The 18,106-nt window shown below is 59.7% G+C and carries 16 protein-coding genes; 11 read left to right on the top strand and 5 right to left on the bottom strand.

Annotated features, from left to right (window positions below):
- The first annotated feature begins 42 nt into the window (after positions 1-42).
- The 4 genes from HPC62_RS05210 (at position 43) to HPC62_RS05225 (ending at position 4,865) form a co-directional block, all read left to right on the top strand.
- Positions 43-846 carry a hypothetical protein gene (locus HPC62_RS05210; RefSeq protein ID WP_205370559.1) on the top strand — a complete coding sequence of 268 codons (804 nt, stop codon included), beginning with the start codon at positions 43-45 and terminating at the stop codon, positions 844-846.
- 297 nt (positions 847-1,143) lie between these two features.
- Positions 1,144-1,806, top strand: a complete 663-nt coding sequence (locus tag HPC62_RS05215) for a response regulator transcription factor (RefSeq protein ID WP_172358787.1) — start codon at positions 1,144-1,146, stop codon at positions 1,804-1,806.
- 2 nt (positions 1,807-1,808) lie between these two features.
- Complete coding sequence (locus HPC62_RS05220) at positions 1,809-3,728, top strand: sensor histidine kinase (protein ID WP_172354067.1); 1,920 nt, start codon at positions 1,809-1,811, stop codon at positions 3,726-3,728.
- Positions 3,729-4,073: 345 nt separating this feature from the next.
- Complete coding sequence (locus HPC62_RS05225) at positions 4,074-4,865, top strand: DUF928 domain-containing protein (protein WP_172354068.1); 792 nt, start codon at positions 4,074-4,076, stop codon at positions 4,863-4,865.
- A gap of 205 nt (positions 4,866-5,070) precedes the next feature.
- Here HPC62_RS05225 and HPC62_RS05230 read toward each other — a convergent pair whose 3' ends face one another.
- From HPC62_RS05230 to HPC62_RS05240, 3 genes are all read right to left on the bottom strand, one after another.
- On the bottom strand, positions 5,071-6,420 hold the full coding sequence (locus tag HPC62_RS05230) for a DUF3086 domain-containing protein (RefSeq protein WP_225906742.1): 1,350 nt from the start codon (positions 6,418-6,420) through the stop codon (positions 5,071-5,073).
- 8 nt (positions 6,421-6,428) lie between these two features.
- Positions 6,429-6,821 (bottom strand): DUF3119 family protein, encoded by a 393-nt coding sequence (locus HPC62_RS05235; RefSeq protein ID WP_216655329.1) that lies wholly within the window; start codon positions 6,819-6,821, stop codon positions 6,429-6,431.
- Between the two features lie 192 nt (positions 6,822-7,013).
- A complete protein-coding gene (locus HPC62_RS05240; protein WP_228721710.1) occupies positions 7,014-7,793 on the bottom strand; it encodes an MlaE family lipid ABC transporter permease subunit in 780 nt (259 codons plus the stop codon).
- A gap of 570 nt (positions 7,794-8,363) precedes the next feature.
- Between HPC62_RS05240 and HPC62_RS05245 the strand changes: the two genes are divergently transcribed.
- Complete coding sequence (locus tag HPC62_RS05245; RefSeq protein ID WP_172354070.1) at positions 8,364-8,651, top strand: hypothetical protein; 288 nt, start codon at positions 8,364-8,366, stop codon at positions 8,649-8,651.
- A gap of 55 nt (positions 8,652-8,706) precedes the next feature.
- Here the strand turns inward: HPC62_RS05245 and HPC62_RS05250 are convergent, their stop codons facing one another.
- Positions 8,707-9,603 (bottom strand): S66 peptidase family protein, encoded by an 897-nt coding sequence (locus tag HPC62_RS05250; protein WP_172354071.1) that lies wholly within the window; start codon positions 9,601-9,603, stop codon positions 8,707-8,709.
- 76 nt (positions 9,604-9,679) lie between these two features.
- Entirely contained in the window at positions 9,680-12,517 is a 2,838-nt protein-coding gene (locus HPC62_RS05255; RefSeq protein ID WP_172354072.1) for an S-layer homology domain-containing protein, read from the bottom strand.
- A 296-nt stretch (positions 12,518-12,813) separates the two neighbouring features.
- Between HPC62_RS05255 and HPC62_RS05260 the strand changes: the two genes are divergently transcribed.
- From HPC62_RS05260 to rodA, 6 genes are all read left to right on the top strand, one after another.
- Entirely contained in the window at positions 12,814-13,200 is a 387-nt protein-coding gene (locus HPC62_RS05260) for a hypothetical protein (protein ID WP_172354073.1), read from the top strand.
- A 177-nt stretch (positions 13,201-13,377) separates the two neighbouring features.
- Positions 13,378-13,743 (top strand): YtxH domain-containing protein, encoded by a 366-nt coding sequence (locus HPC62_RS05265; protein WP_172354074.1) that lies wholly within the window; start codon positions 13,378-13,380, stop codon positions 13,741-13,743.
- 23 nt (positions 13,744-13,766) lie between these two features.
- The gene (locus HPC62_RS24275) at positions 13,767-14,579 is read left to right on the top strand and encodes a hypothetical protein (protein WP_216655330.1); all 813 of its coding nucleotides are present in this window, start codon (positions 13,767-13,769) and stop codon (positions 14,577-14,579) included.
- Between the two features lie 347 nt (positions 14,580-14,926).
- Positions 14,927-15,730, top strand: a complete 804-nt coding sequence (locus HPC62_RS05275) for a TPM domain-containing protein (protein ID WP_172354075.1) — start codon at positions 14,927-14,929, stop codon at positions 15,728-15,730.
- Positions 15,731-15,956: 226 nt separating this feature from the next.
- Positions 15,957-16,577, top strand: a complete 621-nt coding sequence (locus HPC62_RS05280; protein ID WP_172354076.1) for a precorrin-8X methylmutase — start codon at positions 15,957-15,959, stop codon at positions 16,575-16,577.
- Between the two features lie 196 nt (positions 16,578-16,773).
- Entirely contained in the window at positions 16,774-18,030 is a 1,257-nt protein-coding gene (rodA, locus tag HPC62_RS05285; protein ID WP_172354077.1) for a rod shape-determining protein RodA, read from the top strand.
- The last annotated feature ends 76 nt before the right edge of the window (positions 18,031-18,106 follow it).

Genomic DNA, 18,106 nt, shown 5'->3' on the forward strand with positions numbered 1-18,106 from the left:
TTCTTAAGCCACTATTTCGCGTTTGCGATTCCGGGTTCCTTTGTGATTTCTGTGCTGTTGATCGGTTTCCTGGTTTGGCTGGCAGTGTTTCATTGGCAAACGCAGCGAGCCTTGCGGTGGTGGTTTGAGCAGCAGCACCACTGGCTTTGTCGCGAGGCGGAGCAGGTTCGCAACGGCCCTTTGCAGAATACCTTCGTTATGCGGCGACAGTTGGAAATGAACTTGGAAATGAACTCGGAAAGGAACTCGGAGGCTCTGAGCAACCCCCTGACCGAGCAGCCCGCCTGGATGGCCCAAGTGACGCAGTTAAATGGGCAATTGGTAGGGCAACTGGTGCGGTTGAGCGATGAACTCTCGCCGCCGTATCTGGAAACCAGCCTGCCGCTGGCGCTTCAGGCGTGGGCGCAGGAGGAGGGGCTGTCGGGGCTGCTGCTGTGTTTACCGTCGAGGTGGCCAGTGGAGCCGACGCTGCGGGTGTCGCTGCTGCTGTCGATGTTGACGCATCTGCTGCGGGGAGCGATGTCTGGGAGAGACGGGCCAGCGGCGATCGCCCTAGAACTGGTGGAGCGATCGCCCCTCGGCATCGGTCACATTGGCGTACTGACCATTCGGCTGGAGTATCCGGCGGTGGCGGCGGCAAGGGCAGCCGGGCGATCGCCCCAGTGGGCGCTGCTCAGTCGTGCCTTTGCGGTGCTGGCTCCAGGCCGCTGCACCCGACGGCGACAGGCGCAGTGCATAGTTTGGCAGTTTCGCTGGCGGCTCTCGCCAGACCTATCGCCCTCCGATGTTGAACCCAGGTTGAACTCAGATCGAACCCAGATTGAACCCAGATTGAACCCAGATTGAACCCAGATTGAACCCAGATTGAACCCAGATTGAACCCAGATTGATTCACGATTGAACTCAGATTAAACCCAGGTTGATTCACGATTGGATCGATTGTCTCATCCCTGCGGATCGCGCAATGCTGTCTTGGATCAGCCCCCATCCACGTTATGACAAGAGTAAGGACGGCGCATTATGATGACCAGAGCACTCGCCTTTAACCCAGCGATCGCAGCGGGCAAGCCCCAAAAGCGGCGATCGCAAATGACCACAGCGCTGGCGCTTAAGCTAGAGAGGGAGAAACGACGGGAGGCGCACATGGCGGGATCTTCTACCCTGAAGAAAATTGTGGTGGTGGACGACCATGAACTCGTGCTGAACAGCACCGTAGAAGCCCTCCGGCAGCAGTATGTCGATGCCCAAATCACCACGGCCCAAACCGCAGCCAGCGCCCTCGCCCAGATTGCCCAAACCCAGCCCGATCTGGCTGTGGTCGATCTGGCGCTGCCCGAACAGCCGGGCCAACCTTCGCGCCCAGAAGTGGGGCTGCAACTGCTGCGGACGCTGATGCAGCAATATCCCAGCCTCAACATTGTGGTGCAAAGTGCCAATGCCAAGTCGCTGGTGCGGCTGAAGCCTGCGATCAATGCCCACGAGGGCGGTTTCATTATTGCTGACAAGAGCCTGTCGCTAAGGGAAATGCTGACCAAGGTGGAGTGGGCGATGCAGGGGCTGGTGTTTACGCCGAAGGAAATGCGAACTGGGCTGGAAATCAAACCAGAGTGGCTGGAGGTGCTGCGGCTGGCGTTTCATGAAGGCTTGCAGGATAAGGCGATCGCCGAACGGATGAGCGTTGCTGAGCGCACCGTCCGCCACTATTGGACGCAGGTGCAAGATGCGCTGGGCGTGTATCCCGACAGCGGCAAAAACCAGCGCATCCAGACCGAAATCCGCGCCCGCGAAGAAGGGCTGATTGACTAGCTATGAACAAGCGGCAAACGCCCTGGGCGGCGCTGCGGCGCGAGTGGCGCATCTGGAAAGCGGGGGCGCTGCCGGGGCTGGCGGTGATTGGGCTGGTGGCGCTGCTGCGGCTGACGGGCAGCCTGCAAGTGCTGGAACTTCTGACGTTGGATCTGCTGCTGCTGCTGCGGCCGGCCGAACCCACCGACCCGCATCTCCTGATCGTCGGCATTGATGAAGACGACATCGAGGCGGTTGGGCAATACCCCATTCCCGATGGGCAACTGGCGGCGCTGATCCAGACCTTGCAACAATCGCGGCCGACGGCGATCGCCCTTGACCTGTACCGCGATCTGCCCCAAGAGCCGGGCAGCGCCGACCTGCAAGCGCTGTTTCGTAGCCAGACCAACCTATACGGCATAGAAAAAGTGATCGGACGGGCGATCGCCCCGCCCCCCGACCTGCCCGATGAGCGAGTCGGCTTCGCAGACCTGCCCACCGACCTAGACGGCAAACTGCGCCGCAGCGCCCTCGGTAGCTACAACGCGGAAAAGACCGAGTTTCGCTTCTCTCTGGCGCAGCGTCTGGCCGAACGCTTTCTGTCGGAACGCGGTATATCGCTTGCAGGCGGCATTCGCGATCCCTACGCCATGCGATTTGGCCCGGCGGAACTGCCCCGCACCCAGCCCAACACAGGCAGCTATCACCAGATACCGCTCATGGAAGTGGAAACGCTGCTGTTTTTCCGCAGCGGTTCTCGACCGTTTGACTTGGTAACCCTGCGCGAGGTGTTGGCGGGGCAGGTGTCGGCAGACAAAGTGCGCGATCGCATCATCCTCATCGGTGTCGTTGCGCCCAGCGTCAAAGATACCTTTAACGCTATGGCCGCCGTCACGGGTGTTCCAGAAATCCCGGCGGGCACCATCGCCGGAGTTGAAGCCCACGCCCACGCCACCAGCCAGATCATTCAGGCCGCGCTCTACGGGCGGCCGCTGCTGCGCGATTGGGCAGACCCCTGGGAATATGGCTGGCTGATTCTTTGGGGCATTTTGGGTATCGGGCTGGGGCGGTTTCTGGTCAGTCCCCTGCGGATTCTGGCGGGGCTGGGGCTGGGGCTAATCATTCTGCTGGGGCTGTGCTTTGCGCTGCTGCTGGCGGGCTGGTGGGTGCCGCTGGTGCCTGCGCTGCTGGCGTTTTTCCTGAATGGGGTAGGGCTGACGGCGGCGCTGTTCTATCGCCACCAGCAGGATTTGAAGCTGCAATTGCGCGATCGCCAATATGTCATCGACCACACCTTCAACGCCATTCACAGCGGCCCGCTGCAAACCCTGTCGCGCCTGCTCAGCAAAACGCGGTCTGGCCACTTGCCCGAACGCCAGTGGGAAACAGAGCTAGAGCATCTCAACCGGGAACTGCGCGTCGTCTACGATTCGGTTCGTAAAGAAATCCTGACGGAAGACGGCAGCCTCTACCTGTCCGAAGACCAGGCTCTTGATCTCAACGGCCCCTTTGAAGAAGCGCTGTACGAGGTCTATGACCACACGCTGCGGCGAGATTTTGACTGCTTTAAGACGCTGAAATTGCGCCTGACCACATTTGATCCGCTGGAAACTGCTGGGCTGACGCTAGAACACAAGCGAGAACTCTGTCGGTTTCTGGAAGAGACGCTTTGCAACGTGGGGAAATACGCCGTTGGAGTCACCCAGTTGAACGTCGTGTGCAAGCAGGAAAATGGTCAGAATCTCATCCGCGTGATTGATAACGGCAAAGGAATAGACCCCGAACAATCCATCAAGCCGCCTGCGCTGGGAGGACGCGGCACACAGATCGCGGAAAGCATCGCGAATCAGCTTGGCGGCAAATTTCGACGAGAGCCGATCACGCCCCACGGAACGCTGTGTGAATTGATGTGGAACCCTAGCAAGATTCGATTTTGGACGTGAGGTTGAACTTTGGACGTGAGGTTGAACGGAATTCTGCTGCCCTGCTGTTTTCTGCAAGGGGGATGACGGTTTTGGGCGATCGCCCCCTCCCAAACTCGCCAGCGATCTTTCCGAACTCTTCATAGGCAAAAGGAATTTTCTCCGATAGCCTAATGCATAGGTGAATTAGCTCGTTGATATAGAGTCTTATCGAAGGGACAAGGCGAAGGAACAGGGATTAGGGCAGACACCAAAATCCAAAACCCAAAATCCAAAACTCAAAATCCAAAATCCAAAACCCAAATCCCTTCCTCCCCTTCCACCGCATTGACCTTGAACCTAGCCCTGAACGAGGAGGTTTGCCCCATGACCCGGCGTTCGCGTTTCCATCGACTATCCAGGCGGCGGGTTCTGCCCCCGGCGATCGCCACTGGATGCGTGCTGGGGCTTGCTCTGCTGGGTGTCGTCATAGCCCCGGCAACCGTCGGGCAGGCAAAACCCTCGCAGCCGCCCGCCGCGCTCAAGTCCTACAAGCCGCCGCCACCAAATTCGGACTATCAAGCACCCGCCCCCGGTGGCGGAATACGAACCTCCGATTGCAGCAATATGCCGCTGTTGGCCCTTGCGCCCCAGCTTCACCAGGGGCAGACCAGTACCCGCCGTCCCACTCTCGCCTGGTACGTCCCCGGAGACGTGGCGGGGATGCTGGTTATTCAGGTGTTTCGGGGGACCCTGCGCGATCTGGAGCGGGAAACTGAGCTGCCGCTGCTAGACGAAACGCTGACCAGCCGCGCTGGCATCATGACCTGGACGGTGCCGCAGGATCTCACGGTGGGTGAAACCTATGCGTGGCGCGTGGTGCTAATGTGCGACAGCAATCGCCCATCGCTGAACCTGCGCGATGTGGCGGAGTTTGTGGTGGTTGCGCCGACTGGGGCGCGTTCGGCAGACCCAGTGCGCGATGCCCAGCAGATGGCTGAGGACGGTATCTGGTACGATGCCCTGGCGCTGACCCTCAGTTCGCCCGCGTCGCCACAGATGCGATCGCTCCGCATCGATATGCTGGAAACCCTGGCAGATCTGGAATCCCGCAGTGATAGTCTGCAAGCTGCCACCCGCGTCCAGGCGTTGCGCCGGATTGTGGAGGTGGAGCGATAGAGCAGGCTGGGAGTTGGGGTTTGGGTTTTAGTAGGACTGACGCACTTGCGATTAAATTTCCTGGGTTTTGGACGATTTCTTGCAGGCACAGTCCGTGAGAAATCGTCCAACTGCGTAAGTCCTATTTAGGATTTTGGGGTTTGGATTTTAGGGCTGGAGTTGAGGGGTGGGCGATCGCCCCTGTTCCTTGGCCTTGGCAAAAGCGCTAGTACACCATCGGGCGGGTGGGGTCGCTGGCGAAGGCAATCCACAGCGGGAATTGCAGCAGCGACAGGTTCACCACATCTTCCGACTCGTCCATGATGATCAGCGGTAGCTGCTTTTGCTTGAGCAGGCGATCGGCCCGCTGGGCCAGAGGTTCCGGCGCTTCAAACAGCACCACCCCCTGATCTGCCCCAAAATCGGTGCGGGAAATGCCGAGGCAGTCTTGCAGGCCGCGCCGCCACTCGCCCAGGCGTTCTGGTGTGTCTGCCAGAATCAGCGTCCGCACTTTGGGGCCATAGAGCTTCCGCAGGATAGAGATAATCGCCGAAGCCACCAGAATGTTTTGCAGGCGCGACCCCATCGTTCGGGTTGCGCCGCGGCCGCCCTGAGTAAAGAACCAGTTGGCAACGCGCTCGGCGTGGACTGGCTCGAAGGTGCGGCGCAGTTGCCAGGCGGGGCCATAATAGTCGGGCGAGGTGCGATACTGCTCCAGCAGCTTGCGGATCTGCCGGGTTTCTTCCTGAAACGCGGGTTCGCCGAATTTAGGCTTGGGGGCGGGTTCTTCGCGCTCTTTTTCCCGCTCTCGATCGCGCTCCCGTTCTCGCGGCGGCGGTGCAGACAGCTTCAGGTCATCTGCCAGCGTGACCAGATCTTGCAGGCTGCCCACCAGGTAATCCTTGAAGCCCTGGATGCGGATGGCGATGTCTTGCGAACTGCCCGCAAAGGTACTCCGCATTTCGGTGCGAATGCGCTCTTGGCGACGCTCCAACTGTTCCACAGAAACTTGCAGCGCCTGTTTTCGCTGTTCCAACTCGCCCAGACTTTCGCGGGCCAGGCGACCCAACATTCGCTCGGTGGCAGCAAAATCGGCCTGGAGTTGGGCGATCGCCCGCTTCAGGTCTTGCTCCTGCGCTTTGAGGTCGGCAACCCGTGCGGCGATCGCCGCTGGAGAGTCGTCGTCGGCATCCTTCGCCCAATCGGCGGAGAACTCGGCGGGTGCAGTCGAGCGTGGGGCCGCCAGAGGCGCGACGGATTCTGCCATCGGTTCCGCACCGGAGGGCAAATCATCGGCCCAGTTGCTCGACCCGTTCTCATCCGCTGCTGGCAGGGTCGATTCAGCCCCAGGTTCCGAGGAGAAATCCGAATTAGCCGCCGCATCCAAACTGGCGATCGCCCCGACGCTGTTCTCGTCAGCCCTGGGTGGCGGGGTCGCTGGCGACGAGAGGCTGAGCGGCGCAACGGCCCCGTCTGGCATTTCGCTGGCGGGTGTCGTGAAATTCACTCCGGGGGACTGAGAAGACTTCTCCTCGTCCGAGTCAAAAAAATCTGCGTTGGATTCGTCTGGATTCATGAGGCAAATTACTCGGAAACGGTCGGACAACGCTGCTCCAGGCAGGCTTGTAGCGCTTTGGGGTCAAACAGGATTGGCAAAAAGTGGATGCTGTTCACCTCTTTGAAATAGAAGAGAATGGGCACGGGTGGCCAGAAAATCGCCCAGTTTTGCCAGTCCTGATAGGGAAAACGGCGGATGCGCGTTTCGCCGTGAAAAATGTCGAGGGCCGTGTCAGTGAAGTGGAGCCGCAGTGTTGCGGTTTGCACCAGCAGGAACACGCCAAACAGCCCAACCGCCGCACCAACCCAGACCTGGAGCCACACCAGCGGCAGCGCCAGCAGCAACAGTCCGATGGGCAATCGATAGCTGGGTGCAAGCTGCACGGGATCAGTAGGGGCGATCGCAGAGGGTGAGTTCACGTTGATTCTTGCAGTTGATTTTTGAGTGGATGTTTGGGTTGCTTTTTGAAATTTGAAAGCAGCGTTACAAGATTCCTCTCTATTCCTCTATTCTAAGTCGTGTTGCTGACGACCCTTTCAGAATGCGGTTTGAAGAACACCCGGATCGAGCGCCCATTACCGCAGCCAGGAGACCCCGTTCGCCCGCCAGCCTCAAAACGAAGCGCCAGTGTCAATGCCTCGGAACATGAGCCAGGACATGAAGAAGTTGCTGACAAAGATCGCCAGCAGCGCCGTTACCACAGCGGCGGTGGTCGATTGGCCGACCCCTTTTGCGCCGCCTGTGGTGGTGAGGCCCCAACTACAGCCGATGATGGCAATGAGCGCCCCAAACACCACCGACTTGATTAAAGCGCTGATCAAATCCCACTCTTGCATAAGATTTTGGGCAGAGTCGAGAAAAACCTGTGTCGAGATATTGTAAAGCGACTCCGCCAGAATTGCCCCGCCTGCCATTCCGGTGACAAAGGACAACACCGTTAGCAGCGGCAGCATGAGGCAGCAGGAGATGACGCGGGGGATCACCAGATAGTCGATGGGGTCGGTTTTCAGCATGTAGAGCGCGTCGATTTGCTCCGTCACCTGCATGGTGCCAATTTCGGCCGCAAAGGCAGACCCGATGCGCCCTGTGACCACGATCGCCGTGACCAGAGGGGCCAGTTCTCGCGAGAGGGCGATCGCCAAAACGCCCCCCACCGCCGTTCCTGCCCCAAAGGCGATGAATTCTCGCGCCACGCCGATGGTAAACACCATCCCTACGGTCAGCGCGGTCAGCAGGTTGATGGGCAGCGACTCTGGCCCAACGACGGCCATTTGCTCCGACGTATTGCGGACGTGGATCTTGCCTGTCAGCAGGTGAACCAGCACCTGCCCGCCCAGAAACACTGCCGCCACGAGCCGTCGCCACCAGCGCCCCAAACTCGAATTTCCCAACTCCGTACTCAAGGATGTTTCCGCCGACTCTCTAGGGTGTGCAATAGATTGATACTATGCGAATACTATGCGAACTTCACTCCTCTGACATGACTCGATCGCGCTAGAAACTGGATCGCGTCGCTCTAGAAAACAGGGGCTTGATTCCGGGTGTCTTTCTTAACTCGGCGTTACAGAATTCAGAAAGGGCAGGACGGGCGATCGCCCCAACTCCGGTTTCTCGGCCGCGCTTTGGGGTTGGAGTGTGTTAGAAGCCGCGAATACTCATCGGTTTCAGGTTGTCTCAGTGATTTCTCTAGGGCGATCGCTCGCAGATTGCGTTTTCTGAGAGCGATTTAAGATTTCTGTCATATTCTGCGGGTCGCCCCAGATTCCGCCTATCTTGGATGCAACAGGCTGACTGGGGCGATCGCCAAAACGGGGTCGAGCTTGCGCTGGTTCAGTCTGCATCGTGAGCGATTGCACCGAATATGGGGCACATTGATTGCACCTGTATTCTGCTGCACTTGCCTATCGCACTTTGCGTCCTAAACTCTGCCACCGTTCGTTTCCCTGGTTTTGTCACACGTTATGCGTATGTTTCCTAACCTGATGCGATCGCTCCTGATTACAGCCATTTTCAGCTTTTTGCTGCCTGTGGTGCTGGTGGGCTGCTTGCTGGTGCCGCTGCGGGTGCTGCAAGAAATTCCCAGCCTGGAAGTCATGAGTCAGGCCGGCATTGCTCCGGTGGTCGAGTTTTTGCGAGTCTTTGGCAGCGGCAATCCCCTCCACGGGCTGCTGGTGATTGCGTCTGTGTCTAGCCTGGTGGGTATTTTGTTCGATTCCTACACGCTCTATCGGCACGAAAAGATCGGCTAGGCCGAGCTTCAAATCTTGGATTGGGGGCTGCAATTATCGCTTATTCGCCTTCAAATTATTCGCCTTCAAAGCTGAGGATGCCGCGATCGCCATCCAGCCAGACGGGTACACCTACCGGCAGCGCTGCATTGCTGCCGTCGTGGCCAAAGGGCAGATCAGACACGACCGGAATGCCCAAATCACTGAGGCGATCGCTCAACACGCCCTCCACCGAAAAGCTGGGAATGTGCTGCGGTGCGTCGCACTGGCTAAAGCGACCCAACGCAATGCCGCGTACCTGCGACAGCAAACCGCTCATGCGCCACTGGGTCAGCATTCGGTCGATGCGGTAGGGGGCTTCCATCACGTCTTCCAGCGCCAGGATTACGCCATTCAGGTCGGGTTGGAGCGGCGTATGCAGCAAATGCGTCGCCACTGTCAGGTTTGCAGGCAGCAGCAGCCCCTTGGCCGTGCCGCCGCCCCAGCCGTCGCCCTTCAGGGGAGATAGCGGCTTGCCCTCGACGCAATGGATTAGCCGCTCCACCGACCAGTCTGGCTCTACGCACAGCGTCGTTAGCACGGGGCCATGCACGCCGGAGATGCCCTGCTGCGCCAGCCCCCACAGCAGGCTGGTAATGTCTGAAAAGCCAATCAGCCACTTGGGTTCCGCTGTGCCCCAGTCCCATTCCTCCAGCAGGCGACTGCCGCCATAGCCGCCCCGCGCACAGAGAATCCCGCGACAGGTCGGATCGTTCCAGGCTTCGGCAAACTGCGATCGCCGCTCCAAATCCGTGCCTGCCAGATAGCCCCAGCGCTTGTCGATGTGGGGGGGGACTTCGACCCGATAGCCGTGCGATCGCCAAATTTCCACGCCCAGATGAAAAGCCTCCATCTCTCGCAGGGCCCCACTGGGAGTAATCACACGCAGCAAATCGCCAGGTTTGAGCGGAGCAGGAGGGAGGCAGGGACGCATTGGGTTGGCAGGGAGGGATCTCGAATCAGTTTTCCCTCCCATCATCGCATCATCTTTTGCGCTTCTGCCTCCCCCCTTATCCCACGGTTTGCCTGACAAACTGCACGACTGCCAAGGCGATCGCCTTTCCAAGCCGCTGGCGATAGTCGGGGCTGGTCAGATTGGCAACGTCTGTTTCGCCAGTTAAATAGCCCAACTCCAGATGCACGGCGGGAATGGGTGGCCTCAGGAGGGCAAAGGAGGCGGTGCGAATGCCGCGATCGCCCATTTCCAGGGTTTGCACGATATTGGTGTGAATGCTCTGGGCCAGGCGGCGGCTCTCGGCTGCGTTGGGCAGGTGATAGGTTTCCAGCCCGTTGATGGTGGGGCGCGGCGGGCGGGTGGCATTGAGGTGCAGGCTGATCAGGGCGCTGGGTGCAGGTTGGGTTTGTTGCAGAATCGCAAGGCGATCGCCCAGCGACACCGTGCGGTCGTCCGTGCGGGTGAGGCGGGTCTGTACGCCATAGTCTTGGAGCAGTTTGGCTATGTCCAGGGCGATGGCCAGCGTCAGGTCTTTTTCCTGCGCTTCACCCGCGACCACGCCCGGATCAGCGCCGCCATGCCCCGGATCGAGGATCACCATTGGCAGATCCTCCGGTCGGCCGGCGGGATAGCTACCCGGCGGAGACGATTGCCCCACCGACGGGGCCGCTGGAGCCATTGCAGACTGAGCCGCCACCTGTGGCTCGACGATGTAGGGAGAGAAAATCGCGGGCGATCGCCCAGCCTGCACCAGCGCCTGGTAGACCATCGCGGTCACTTCGGCGCGGGTGGCTTCGCGCACAGGTTCTAGGCGATTGAGGTCGGGATAGTTGACCACGAGGCGCTGGCCCGTGGCGCTGGCGACGGCAGGCTGGGCAAAGGTAGGCAGCGTGTCGCGGTCAGCATAGCGGTTCAGCAGCAGCGGATTTCCAGGCGGCAGTCCCAGCCCGTTCACCAGCGACAGCAGCACCTCGATGCGCCGCACGTTTTGGTCGGGGCGGAACTGGTTTTCGCCCACGCCCGATAGCAACTTGCCGCGATAGGCCTGCTGAATGGCGCGATAGGCCCAGTGCGTCGTGGGCACATCGGTAAACTCCAGCGCGGGCCGCCGGGGCAGCGGATTGAAGGTATTGACCAAAAGCGCAGCATACTGGGCGCGGCTCATGCCGACCTCTGGCCGAAACGTGCCGTCGGAAAACCCGCTGACTGCGCCCTGGCTGACCAGGCCCTGAATAAAGTCTGCTGCCCAGTGGCGGGTGGTGTCTGAAAAGGCGACAGCGACCGTATCGGGAACCACGATGTAGGGCGAGGGAATGGCGCGAGCCTGGGCGGTAATCACGAGTGCCTGGTACAGAATGGCCGACACCTCGGCGCGGGTGATGTCGCTCATGGGGCGCAGCAGCTCCACCTGGGGATGGTTCACAATCAGGCGCTTTTGGGTGGCGGTGGCGATGGGGATGGTGGCGTAGGTGGGAATTTGGGCGCGATCGCGGTATACGCCCAGATGCCCCGGATGTCCGCCCGTCAGCCCCAGCCCGTTGACCAGGGCCAAAATCGCCTGCACCCGCGTCAGGTTGACATTGGGGCGAAACGTACCGTCGGGAAAGCCCGCCAAAAAGCCCATTTCTACAGCACGGGCGATCGCCGCTGTGGCCCAAAAGTCTGGCGCAACATCGACAAAACTGGAGGGCGAGCGCACGGCGGGCAGGTCAAAGGTGCGCGTCAAAATCGTGGCAAATTGCGCCCGTGTCAGCGGCAAATCGGGCTTGAAGGTGCGATCGGGAAAGCCGCCAATAATGCTGCGTTCTACCAGCGCCGCGATGAAGGCCTCTGCCCAATGACCCGATATATCGGTCAGTCCGGTTTCGGGAATCGGGACGGGGGGCAATGGCGGAGTCGGCACGGGCCGCGGCTGCGGCGGCGGCGAGATGGGTCGAATCTGCTCTGCTACGGTGCTGGCAATGAACTCCAAGCCTTTGGCCGACGGCAATGCGCCCAGGTTGACGCGGGTTGGATTAATCTGGTTGCCCACGGAGGCCAGAACGGCGCTGGTGCTGTTTCGCACGTCGGCTGCGCCGTTGTTTTGAAACACATTGCCGCCGGGGTCCTGGGGCTTGCCAAGGTCGGGCGCAGCGTTGCCCACGGTCACTAGGCCGTCTTCGCCGTTGCGCTCCACCACGTTATTCCGCAGCACCGGACGAGCATTGCCCGAAATCACGATGCCCACGCGGTTTTGCACCAGCCGATTGCCCACCAGCAGAGGGGCGGTGTTGTCGCTGAGGGTGATGCCCGTCGCGGTTTGCTGACAGAGGTTTCGCAGCAGTTCGCCCTTGGCGTTGCGGCTGAGGGAAATGCCGCTGACGGTGTTTTGCTGAAACATGCAGTCGGCAATTTCAGGCAGGGCGCTGCCCGTGGCCACAATGCCCTGCCCGCAGCGGGTGAAGGTGCATTGCGCTACGCGGGCCGCTGGGTTGGCCCCGGTTGCCCCTTCCAGCCAAACGCCTGTGCCCTGGGGCTGGGGATTGATTACCGTCACGCCGCGCAGTTCGGCCTTGTCCTCCAGCCGCAGCGTCACGCTCTGTCGGGCAAAGGTGGGGCTGAGGTAGTCGCCGCCGCCTTCGATGATCAGGCGATCGCCCTTCGAGACCGGATCACCCACCACGGTAATCCCCGCACCAACCACCAGCGGAAAGGTTTCGCCCGTCTTGGTGCTGTAGGTTCCTGCCGCAAGCTGGATCACTGTGCCTGCCGTTGCCCGCCGCAGCGCCCGCGTGATGGTGCGATAAGGAGCGGACTGGCTGCCGCTAGCGTCATCGCGACCCGTGGCAGGGTTGACGTAGAGCGCTTGAGAGAGCGTCTGAGAGAGCGGTTGAAAGGGAGAAGAGGATGCCATGTTCAAAAATCCCCCTTTGTGCGGGGGCCATGATGCCAGAGTGGAGTCGAAGGAACGGTCGGGTTTGGGCCTGATTTCAGCCTAAATCAGGCCAGTTGTGATTAGAATTTAGGGGTCGGGTGCGTCGGAGGGGGCTTGATGGGAGGTCTGAATCCAGCAAGCGTCTAGCGATTAACGGGCAGTAAACTGGCAATAGGCTGTCGTATAGGCTGGCGATTTGTTGACGATTTATTCAGTTTATTCAAGCTATTCAAGACAAGAGTGGACGCGGATTTGAGTGAGGGAAGCCCAAAACCATGCTGATGGCGGTGGTGGTGCTTAATTTTAGCCTGGCCCTGTTTGGGTTGTATGCGGCCGGGTGGGTGTGGCGACTGGGGCGGGGGCTGCGACAGGTGGCTGATACGCTGACTCGTGCCGAGCGCCAGACCTATCGGACGTTGCAGGGCGCACCCGTAGCGATCGCCCAGGGACAGACCCACATTGAACAACTGCGGCAGCAACTTCAGCAGGTTGGCCCCCAGGTGCAGCGGCTGCGACAGGCGATCGCCCTGGTCAGCTTAGCGCAATCCCGCTGGTTTGGCGGCTGGGGGTTTGGGACCCGGAGACGCGCGAAAGCAAAGGCAGCGCCTAAACAGGCGCGACAATCCCAGTCCTATCGGGGACGCGGCAAATCCAGGGATTGAATGGGCGTTGCCCGTTGTGCGGTTGGGTCAGATGTCATTCTGGATTGAGCGGTCAGACTTGGAGTAGAGTAGCGAACTGAACCGCTCAACAGGGCGACGGCAAGGCTTTGGTACAGCAGAGCTTCAGCGCAGGGCTTGAGCTAGGTTTTCTAGGAGAACAGGCAGGAGTAAAGAGACATGGCAGACAATCGGTCGGGTTCGGCAGGAACCTTCTTGGCAGGGGCGATCGTGGGTGTGGCAATCGGCGCGGTGACGGGGCTGCTGCTGGCTCCGCGCACTGGACGTGAGACGCGCCGCCTACTGAAAAAATCCGCCGATGCGCTGCCCGAAATTGCCGAAGACATTTCCAGCAGTGTGCAAATTCAGGCCGATCGCCTGTCGGGGTCGGCGCTGAAAAATTGGGACGGTACGCTGTCTCGACTGAAGGAGGCGATCGCCGTCGGCATCGAGGCCAGCCAGCGCGATCGTCAGGCTACGGCTCAAAAAGACCCGCGTCCCGCCCCCGACCCGCGCCCCCCGGCCCGCGATTCTAGCTTGACGTGAGCAGAGGTTAGTACAAATCTGCCGTGTCTGATCCCCTGTTTTGGCTGGCATTGTCCCTGCTGCTGGTGGCCGTCTCGCTGACGGCTGTGCTGGTGGCGCTGCTGCCTGCGGTTCGAGAACTGTCGCGGGCCGCCCGCAGTGCTGAGAAGCTGTTCGACACGCTGAACCGAGATTTACCGCCTACGCTGGACGCGATTCGCCGGACGGGGCTGGAGCTAACTGATCTGACCGATGACGTGAGCGAAGGCCTGCAGAGTGCGGGTCGCATGGTCAAGCAGGTCGATCAGAGCCTTTTGGGGGTGCAGCAGCAGGCAAAAAAAGCCCAGCGCGTGACGCGCAGCCTAGCCGTGGGGTTTCGTGCGGCCTGGCAAACCCTGTTGAAGCCTGCGCCACCGCCTGCTAGACACACCCGCCGCGCCGTGCCGCCGGACTGGGAGGGCGATCGCCCCGATCGATACCCCGACGCATTGCCGAAGCGGTACGATGCCCAAGACGATTGGGAGGATTCGGGCGGCCCGCCTCGCGCCTATGGGGCTGAGAAGTATACCGAGGAGTATGCTGCCCACAGCCCAGAGACCCACAACCCAGAGACCGACTTTGACAGCGCCCGCGATCCCGATAGCTATTTGCCCAGGGTCTATAGCTCGGAGCAGTATGACGAGCCGAACTGTTGGGAGGATGCCCCTGCGTCTGAGCCTGCTAGACCCGATGCAGCAGCGCCATTGCTGAGTCGGCGATCGCCCACGTCCACTCGACCTCTGGAAGGCGAAGCCCGCGACGGTTTTGAACAGGATCTTTGGGAAGAAGACCTCCCACCGCTGGAAAATCGACCCTAAAGCCCCCCTCTCATCCCTCTCAGTAAACGCCACAGCGCTCGTTGACAGGCGTTTACTCCCTGCCTCGTGCTTGCTCGCGATCCCCGCAATCGTCCGCGCCACTTCTCGACCGTCGGCGCGGACGTTTCCGTGTCTACACTTGTTTACACCTGCGGAATGCAGCGCTTCACGAAAAGCTGACGACCATCAGGAAGCCTATTGGTGGGGTTGAGCGAACGTTCAGTCCTTATCCCTGCTATATTAGACTAAGGTAAAGAATCGTAAACAATTGCGGCTATCGCTTAAGCTTTGCCACAAGTTGGGATTCTAGTCATCTCTACACGCTGATAAAGCTGATAAGTTTGCCCATGCTGCGGTCATTGTTTTCTCGGTTGAGTCTTGGTTTGTGGGTCACGCTGCTGATGCTTTCGACTTGGGCGATCGCCCCGACCGCCTATGCCTACGACAACCCAGACCTGCTGCCCGATCGGCCGACCAACATCATCGATCTGGCAAACGCCCTCACCGACACCCAGCAAGACCAGCTGGATCAGCATTTGCAAGATTTTGAAGCCGAAACGGGCTGGAAACTGCGCGTCCTCACCCAGTTCGACCGCACCCCCGGTCGCGCCGTCAAAGACTTCTGGGGACTCGACGACAAGAGCGTTATGCTCGTCGCTGATCCACGCGGTGGCAATCTGCTCAACTTCAGCGTCGGCGACGCGCTATACGATCTTCTCCCCCGCACCTTCTGGATCGAGCTACAGACCCGCTATGGAAACCAGTTCTTCGTCCGCGACAACGGTGAGGATAGCTCGATCATCCAGGCGCTCCAGTCGATTGAAACCTGCCTGCGCCAGGGTGGCTGTAACGTTGTGCCTGGTCTGCCCCGAGAACAGTGGATTTTGACGTTAATTACCTCGGTGCTGGGGGGCATCATTTGCGGTTTTGCGGCTCATCCGCGCAAGCCCGGTCAGGTGATTGCATGGCAGTGGGCGCTCATCTTCTCGCCGCTCTGGGGCATTTTGTTCATTGCGTTTGGCATTGCCCCAGTGATTACCCGCACCGCCGACTGGCTGCCCCTGCTGCGGAACGTGGCGGGCTTTGCAATGGGCGCTTTGGTGGCGTTCTTGTCGCCCATGTTCAATGGCTCCACGCCGTCTGAAACTTGAGGTTCGGTCGGCTGGGGGCACTTCTGCGGGCGGCGGAATGAGCCTTCCCGACGCTAACCGAATCTGGTCAGAACCTTCCCTCTTTGAACTCTGCAAATCTCCCTGAAATGGCGAGGTGGCTTCGTGAAGGCGGCTTTTTCCCACAAGTTCTGCGAAGTGCAGGGCAATGGCGGGATGGAAATGTGCCACTATTGAATGTCAGTTAGCACCCTGAGGAACTGGGCGCATGGAGTGGCATATTACCGATGCTCAAAGCCTGAGAATCATCGATCGGGAAATAGGCAATCACGCCTTTTCGCCTGCGGAATATGAAATTGTGCGGCGAGTTATTTACGCAACGGCCGACTTTGAGTATCGGGATCTGATTCGCTTTTCGGAGCAGGCGTTGCAAGCGGGAGCCGCAGCCCTCGCAGCCCGCAGCACGATTATTGTAGATGTGCCAATGGTGCAGGTCGGCATTGTGCCGATTATTCAGGCGACATTTGCCAATCCGGTCTATTGCAGCATGGACGCTCTGACTCGCCCGCAGCGCGAGAAAACCCGCGTGTCCTGGGGTATCGAAACGCTGGCTCGTCGCTATCCAGAGGGCATTTTTGTCGTTGGGCAGGCCCAAACCGCCCTCTCTGGATTAGTCGATCTGATTGAAAAAGAAGAAATTAAGCCTGCGCTGGTGATTGGCACGCCAGCCGGATTCATTGGCATGGGGTCGGCGGTGGAGCGGCTGAAAGATTCTCTAGTCCCCCATATCCGTATTGAAGGGCGCAAGGGCAATGCGGTGGTTGCAGCGGCAATTGTCAGCGGGCTGGTGGATCTGTCGTGGCAGGCCTACGGAAAGGAAAACGAGTGAAGCTAGAGAGCCATAGAGCCACGAGATAGGCGGCAGGGAACTTGGGGCAAACCGTGAGAGACTGGTTTACTTGGGCTGACCAGCTTTGGGATGGTTCCAACCCATGCTTCTCTGACTGGATCGAGTGCCCGATCGGTTACTATCGGGGTTGCAAGGTTTCGGATTTTGCACGGTTTCTCAATCTCTTCTAAGGCCTATGCTACAAAAGTCCTTCATCAGCCGTCTCCGCTGGAAGTCGCTGATTTATCCCTGGCAGGATGTGGATTGGACGCTGCTGCTGCTAACGGTGGCGCTGACTTTGTTGGGGGGGCTGGCGATTCGGAGTGCAGAGCTAACGCTGCAACTGACGGATTGGATTCAGCATTGGATTACAGGCGGGGTGGGGCTGGTGCTGGCGCTGGCGATCGCCCGCTGGCGCTACGACAACCTGGTGAACTGGCACTGGCTGATTTATGCCATTACCAACGTATCGCTGATCATTGTGATTCTGATTGGCACAACGGCAAACGGGGCCCAGAGCTGGGTGACGATTGGCAACTTCAACGTGCAGCCGTCAGAGTTTGCCAAGGTCGGCGTGATTATCTCCCTGGCGGCGATTTTGCACGAGCGGACGGCTTCGACGATTCCAGCCATGCTCCAGGCGATCGCCATTACAGGGCTACCCTGGCTGCTCATCATGCTGCAACCCGACTTGGGCACGGGTCTGGTGTTTGGCGCAATTACCCTAGGGATGCTGTACTGGGCGAACGCCAACCCCGGCTGGCTGCTGCTGCTGCTGTCGCCGCTGGTGTCGGCTATTTTGTTTAGCGTCTATTTGCCGGCCTGGTTGGCCTGGACGGCGCTGATGATTTTTTTGGGATGGCGCACCCTGCCTTGGCCGCTGCCGGGGGCAATTGGCGCAGCAACCATCAACCTGGTGGCCGGCGGCATGGGCAAAATTCTCTGGGGAATGCTGAAGCAATATCAGCGCGATCGCCTGACGCTGTTCCTCGATCCTGATAAAGACCCCCTCAACGGCGGCTATCACCTGATTCAGTCGCGCATTGCCATCGGCGCTGGGGGGCTGTTTGGTCGGGGGCTGAATCAGGGCACTCAGACGCAGCTGAACTTCATTCCTGAGCAGCACACCGATTTTATTTTTTCTGCGATTGGTGAAGAGTTGGGTTTTGTCGGCTGTGTGGCAGTGCTGATTTGCTTTTGGCTGGTTTGCTTCCGGCTAGTCATCATCGCGCAAAACGCCAAAGACAACTTTGGTTCGCTGCTGGCGATTGGCGTGCTGGCGATGATTGTGTTTCAGGTATTGGTCAACATCGGCATGACAATCGGCCTGGCACCGATTACTGGCATTCCGCTGCCTTGGCTGAGTTATGGACGATCGGCTCTGCTCACCAATTTCGTCGCGATTGGGCTGGTGGAGTCAGTCCACAATTTCCGGCAGCGATTGCGCTTTTAGCCTGGGTAGACCGAGCCTTTTGTCAGGCTTCGAGGGCAGGCACTTCGAGGGCAGGCATAAGATTAAGCGGGCTGGA

This window comes from Thermoleptolyngbya sichuanensis A183 (assembly GCF_013177315.1).
GTDB lineage: Bacteria > Cyanobacteriota > Cyanobacteriia > Elainellales > Elainellaceae > Thermoleptolyngbya > Thermoleptolyngbya sichuanensis.

What these genes read in the sequence shown, in the direction of transcription:
- HPC62_RS05215 (WP_172358787.1), top strand. Translation starts at nt 1,144, where the DNA reads ATGGCGGGATCTTCTACCCTGAAGAAAATTGTGGTGGTGGACGACCAT.
- HPC62_RS05220 (WP_172354067.1), top strand. Translation starts at nt 1,809, where the DNA reads ATGAACAAGCGGCAAACGCCCTGGGCGGCGCTGCGGCGCGAGTGGCGC.
- HPC62_RS05225 (WP_172354068.1), top strand. Translation starts at nt 4,074, where the DNA reads ATGACCCGGCGTTCGCGTTTCCATCGACTATCCAGGCGGCGGGTTCTG.
- HPC62_RS05230 (WP_225906742.1), bottom strand. Translation starts at nt 6,420, where the DNA reads ATGAATCCAGACGAATCCAACGCAGATTTTTTTGACTCGGACGAGGAG.
- HPC62_RS05245 (WP_172354070.1), top strand. Translation starts at nt 8,364, where the DNA reads ATGCGTATGTTTCCTAACCTGATGCGATCGCTCCTGATTACAGCCATT.
- HPC62_RS05250 (WP_172354071.1), bottom strand. Translation starts at nt 9,603, where the DNA reads ATGCGTCCCTGCCTCCCTCCTGCTCCGCTCAAACCTGGCGATTTGCTG.
- HPC62_RS05255 (WP_172354072.1), bottom strand. Translation starts at nt 12,517, where the DNA reads ATGGCATCCTCTTCTCCCTTTCAACCGCTCTCTCAGACGCTCTCTCAA.
- HPC62_RS05260 (WP_172354073.1), top strand. Translation starts at nt 12,814, where the DNA reads ATGCTGATGGCGGTGGTGGTGCTTAATTTTAGCCTGGCCCTGTTTGGG.
- HPC62_RS05265 (WP_172354074.1), top strand. Translation starts at nt 13,378, where the DNA reads ATGGCAGACAATCGGTCGGGTTCGGCAGGAACCTTCTTGGCAGGGGCG.
- HPC62_RS05275 (WP_172354075.1), top strand. Translation starts at nt 14,927, where the DNA reads ATGCTGCGGTCATTGTTTTCTCGGTTGAGTCTTGGTTTGTGGGTCACG.
- HPC62_RS05280 (WP_172354076.1), top strand. Translation starts at nt 15,957, where the DNA reads ATGGAGTGGCATATTACCGATGCTCAAAGCCTGAGAATCATCGATCGG.
- rodA (WP_172354077.1), top strand. Translation starts at nt 16,774, where the DNA reads ATGCTACAAAAGTCCTTCATCAGCCGTCTCCGCTGGAAGTCGCTGATT.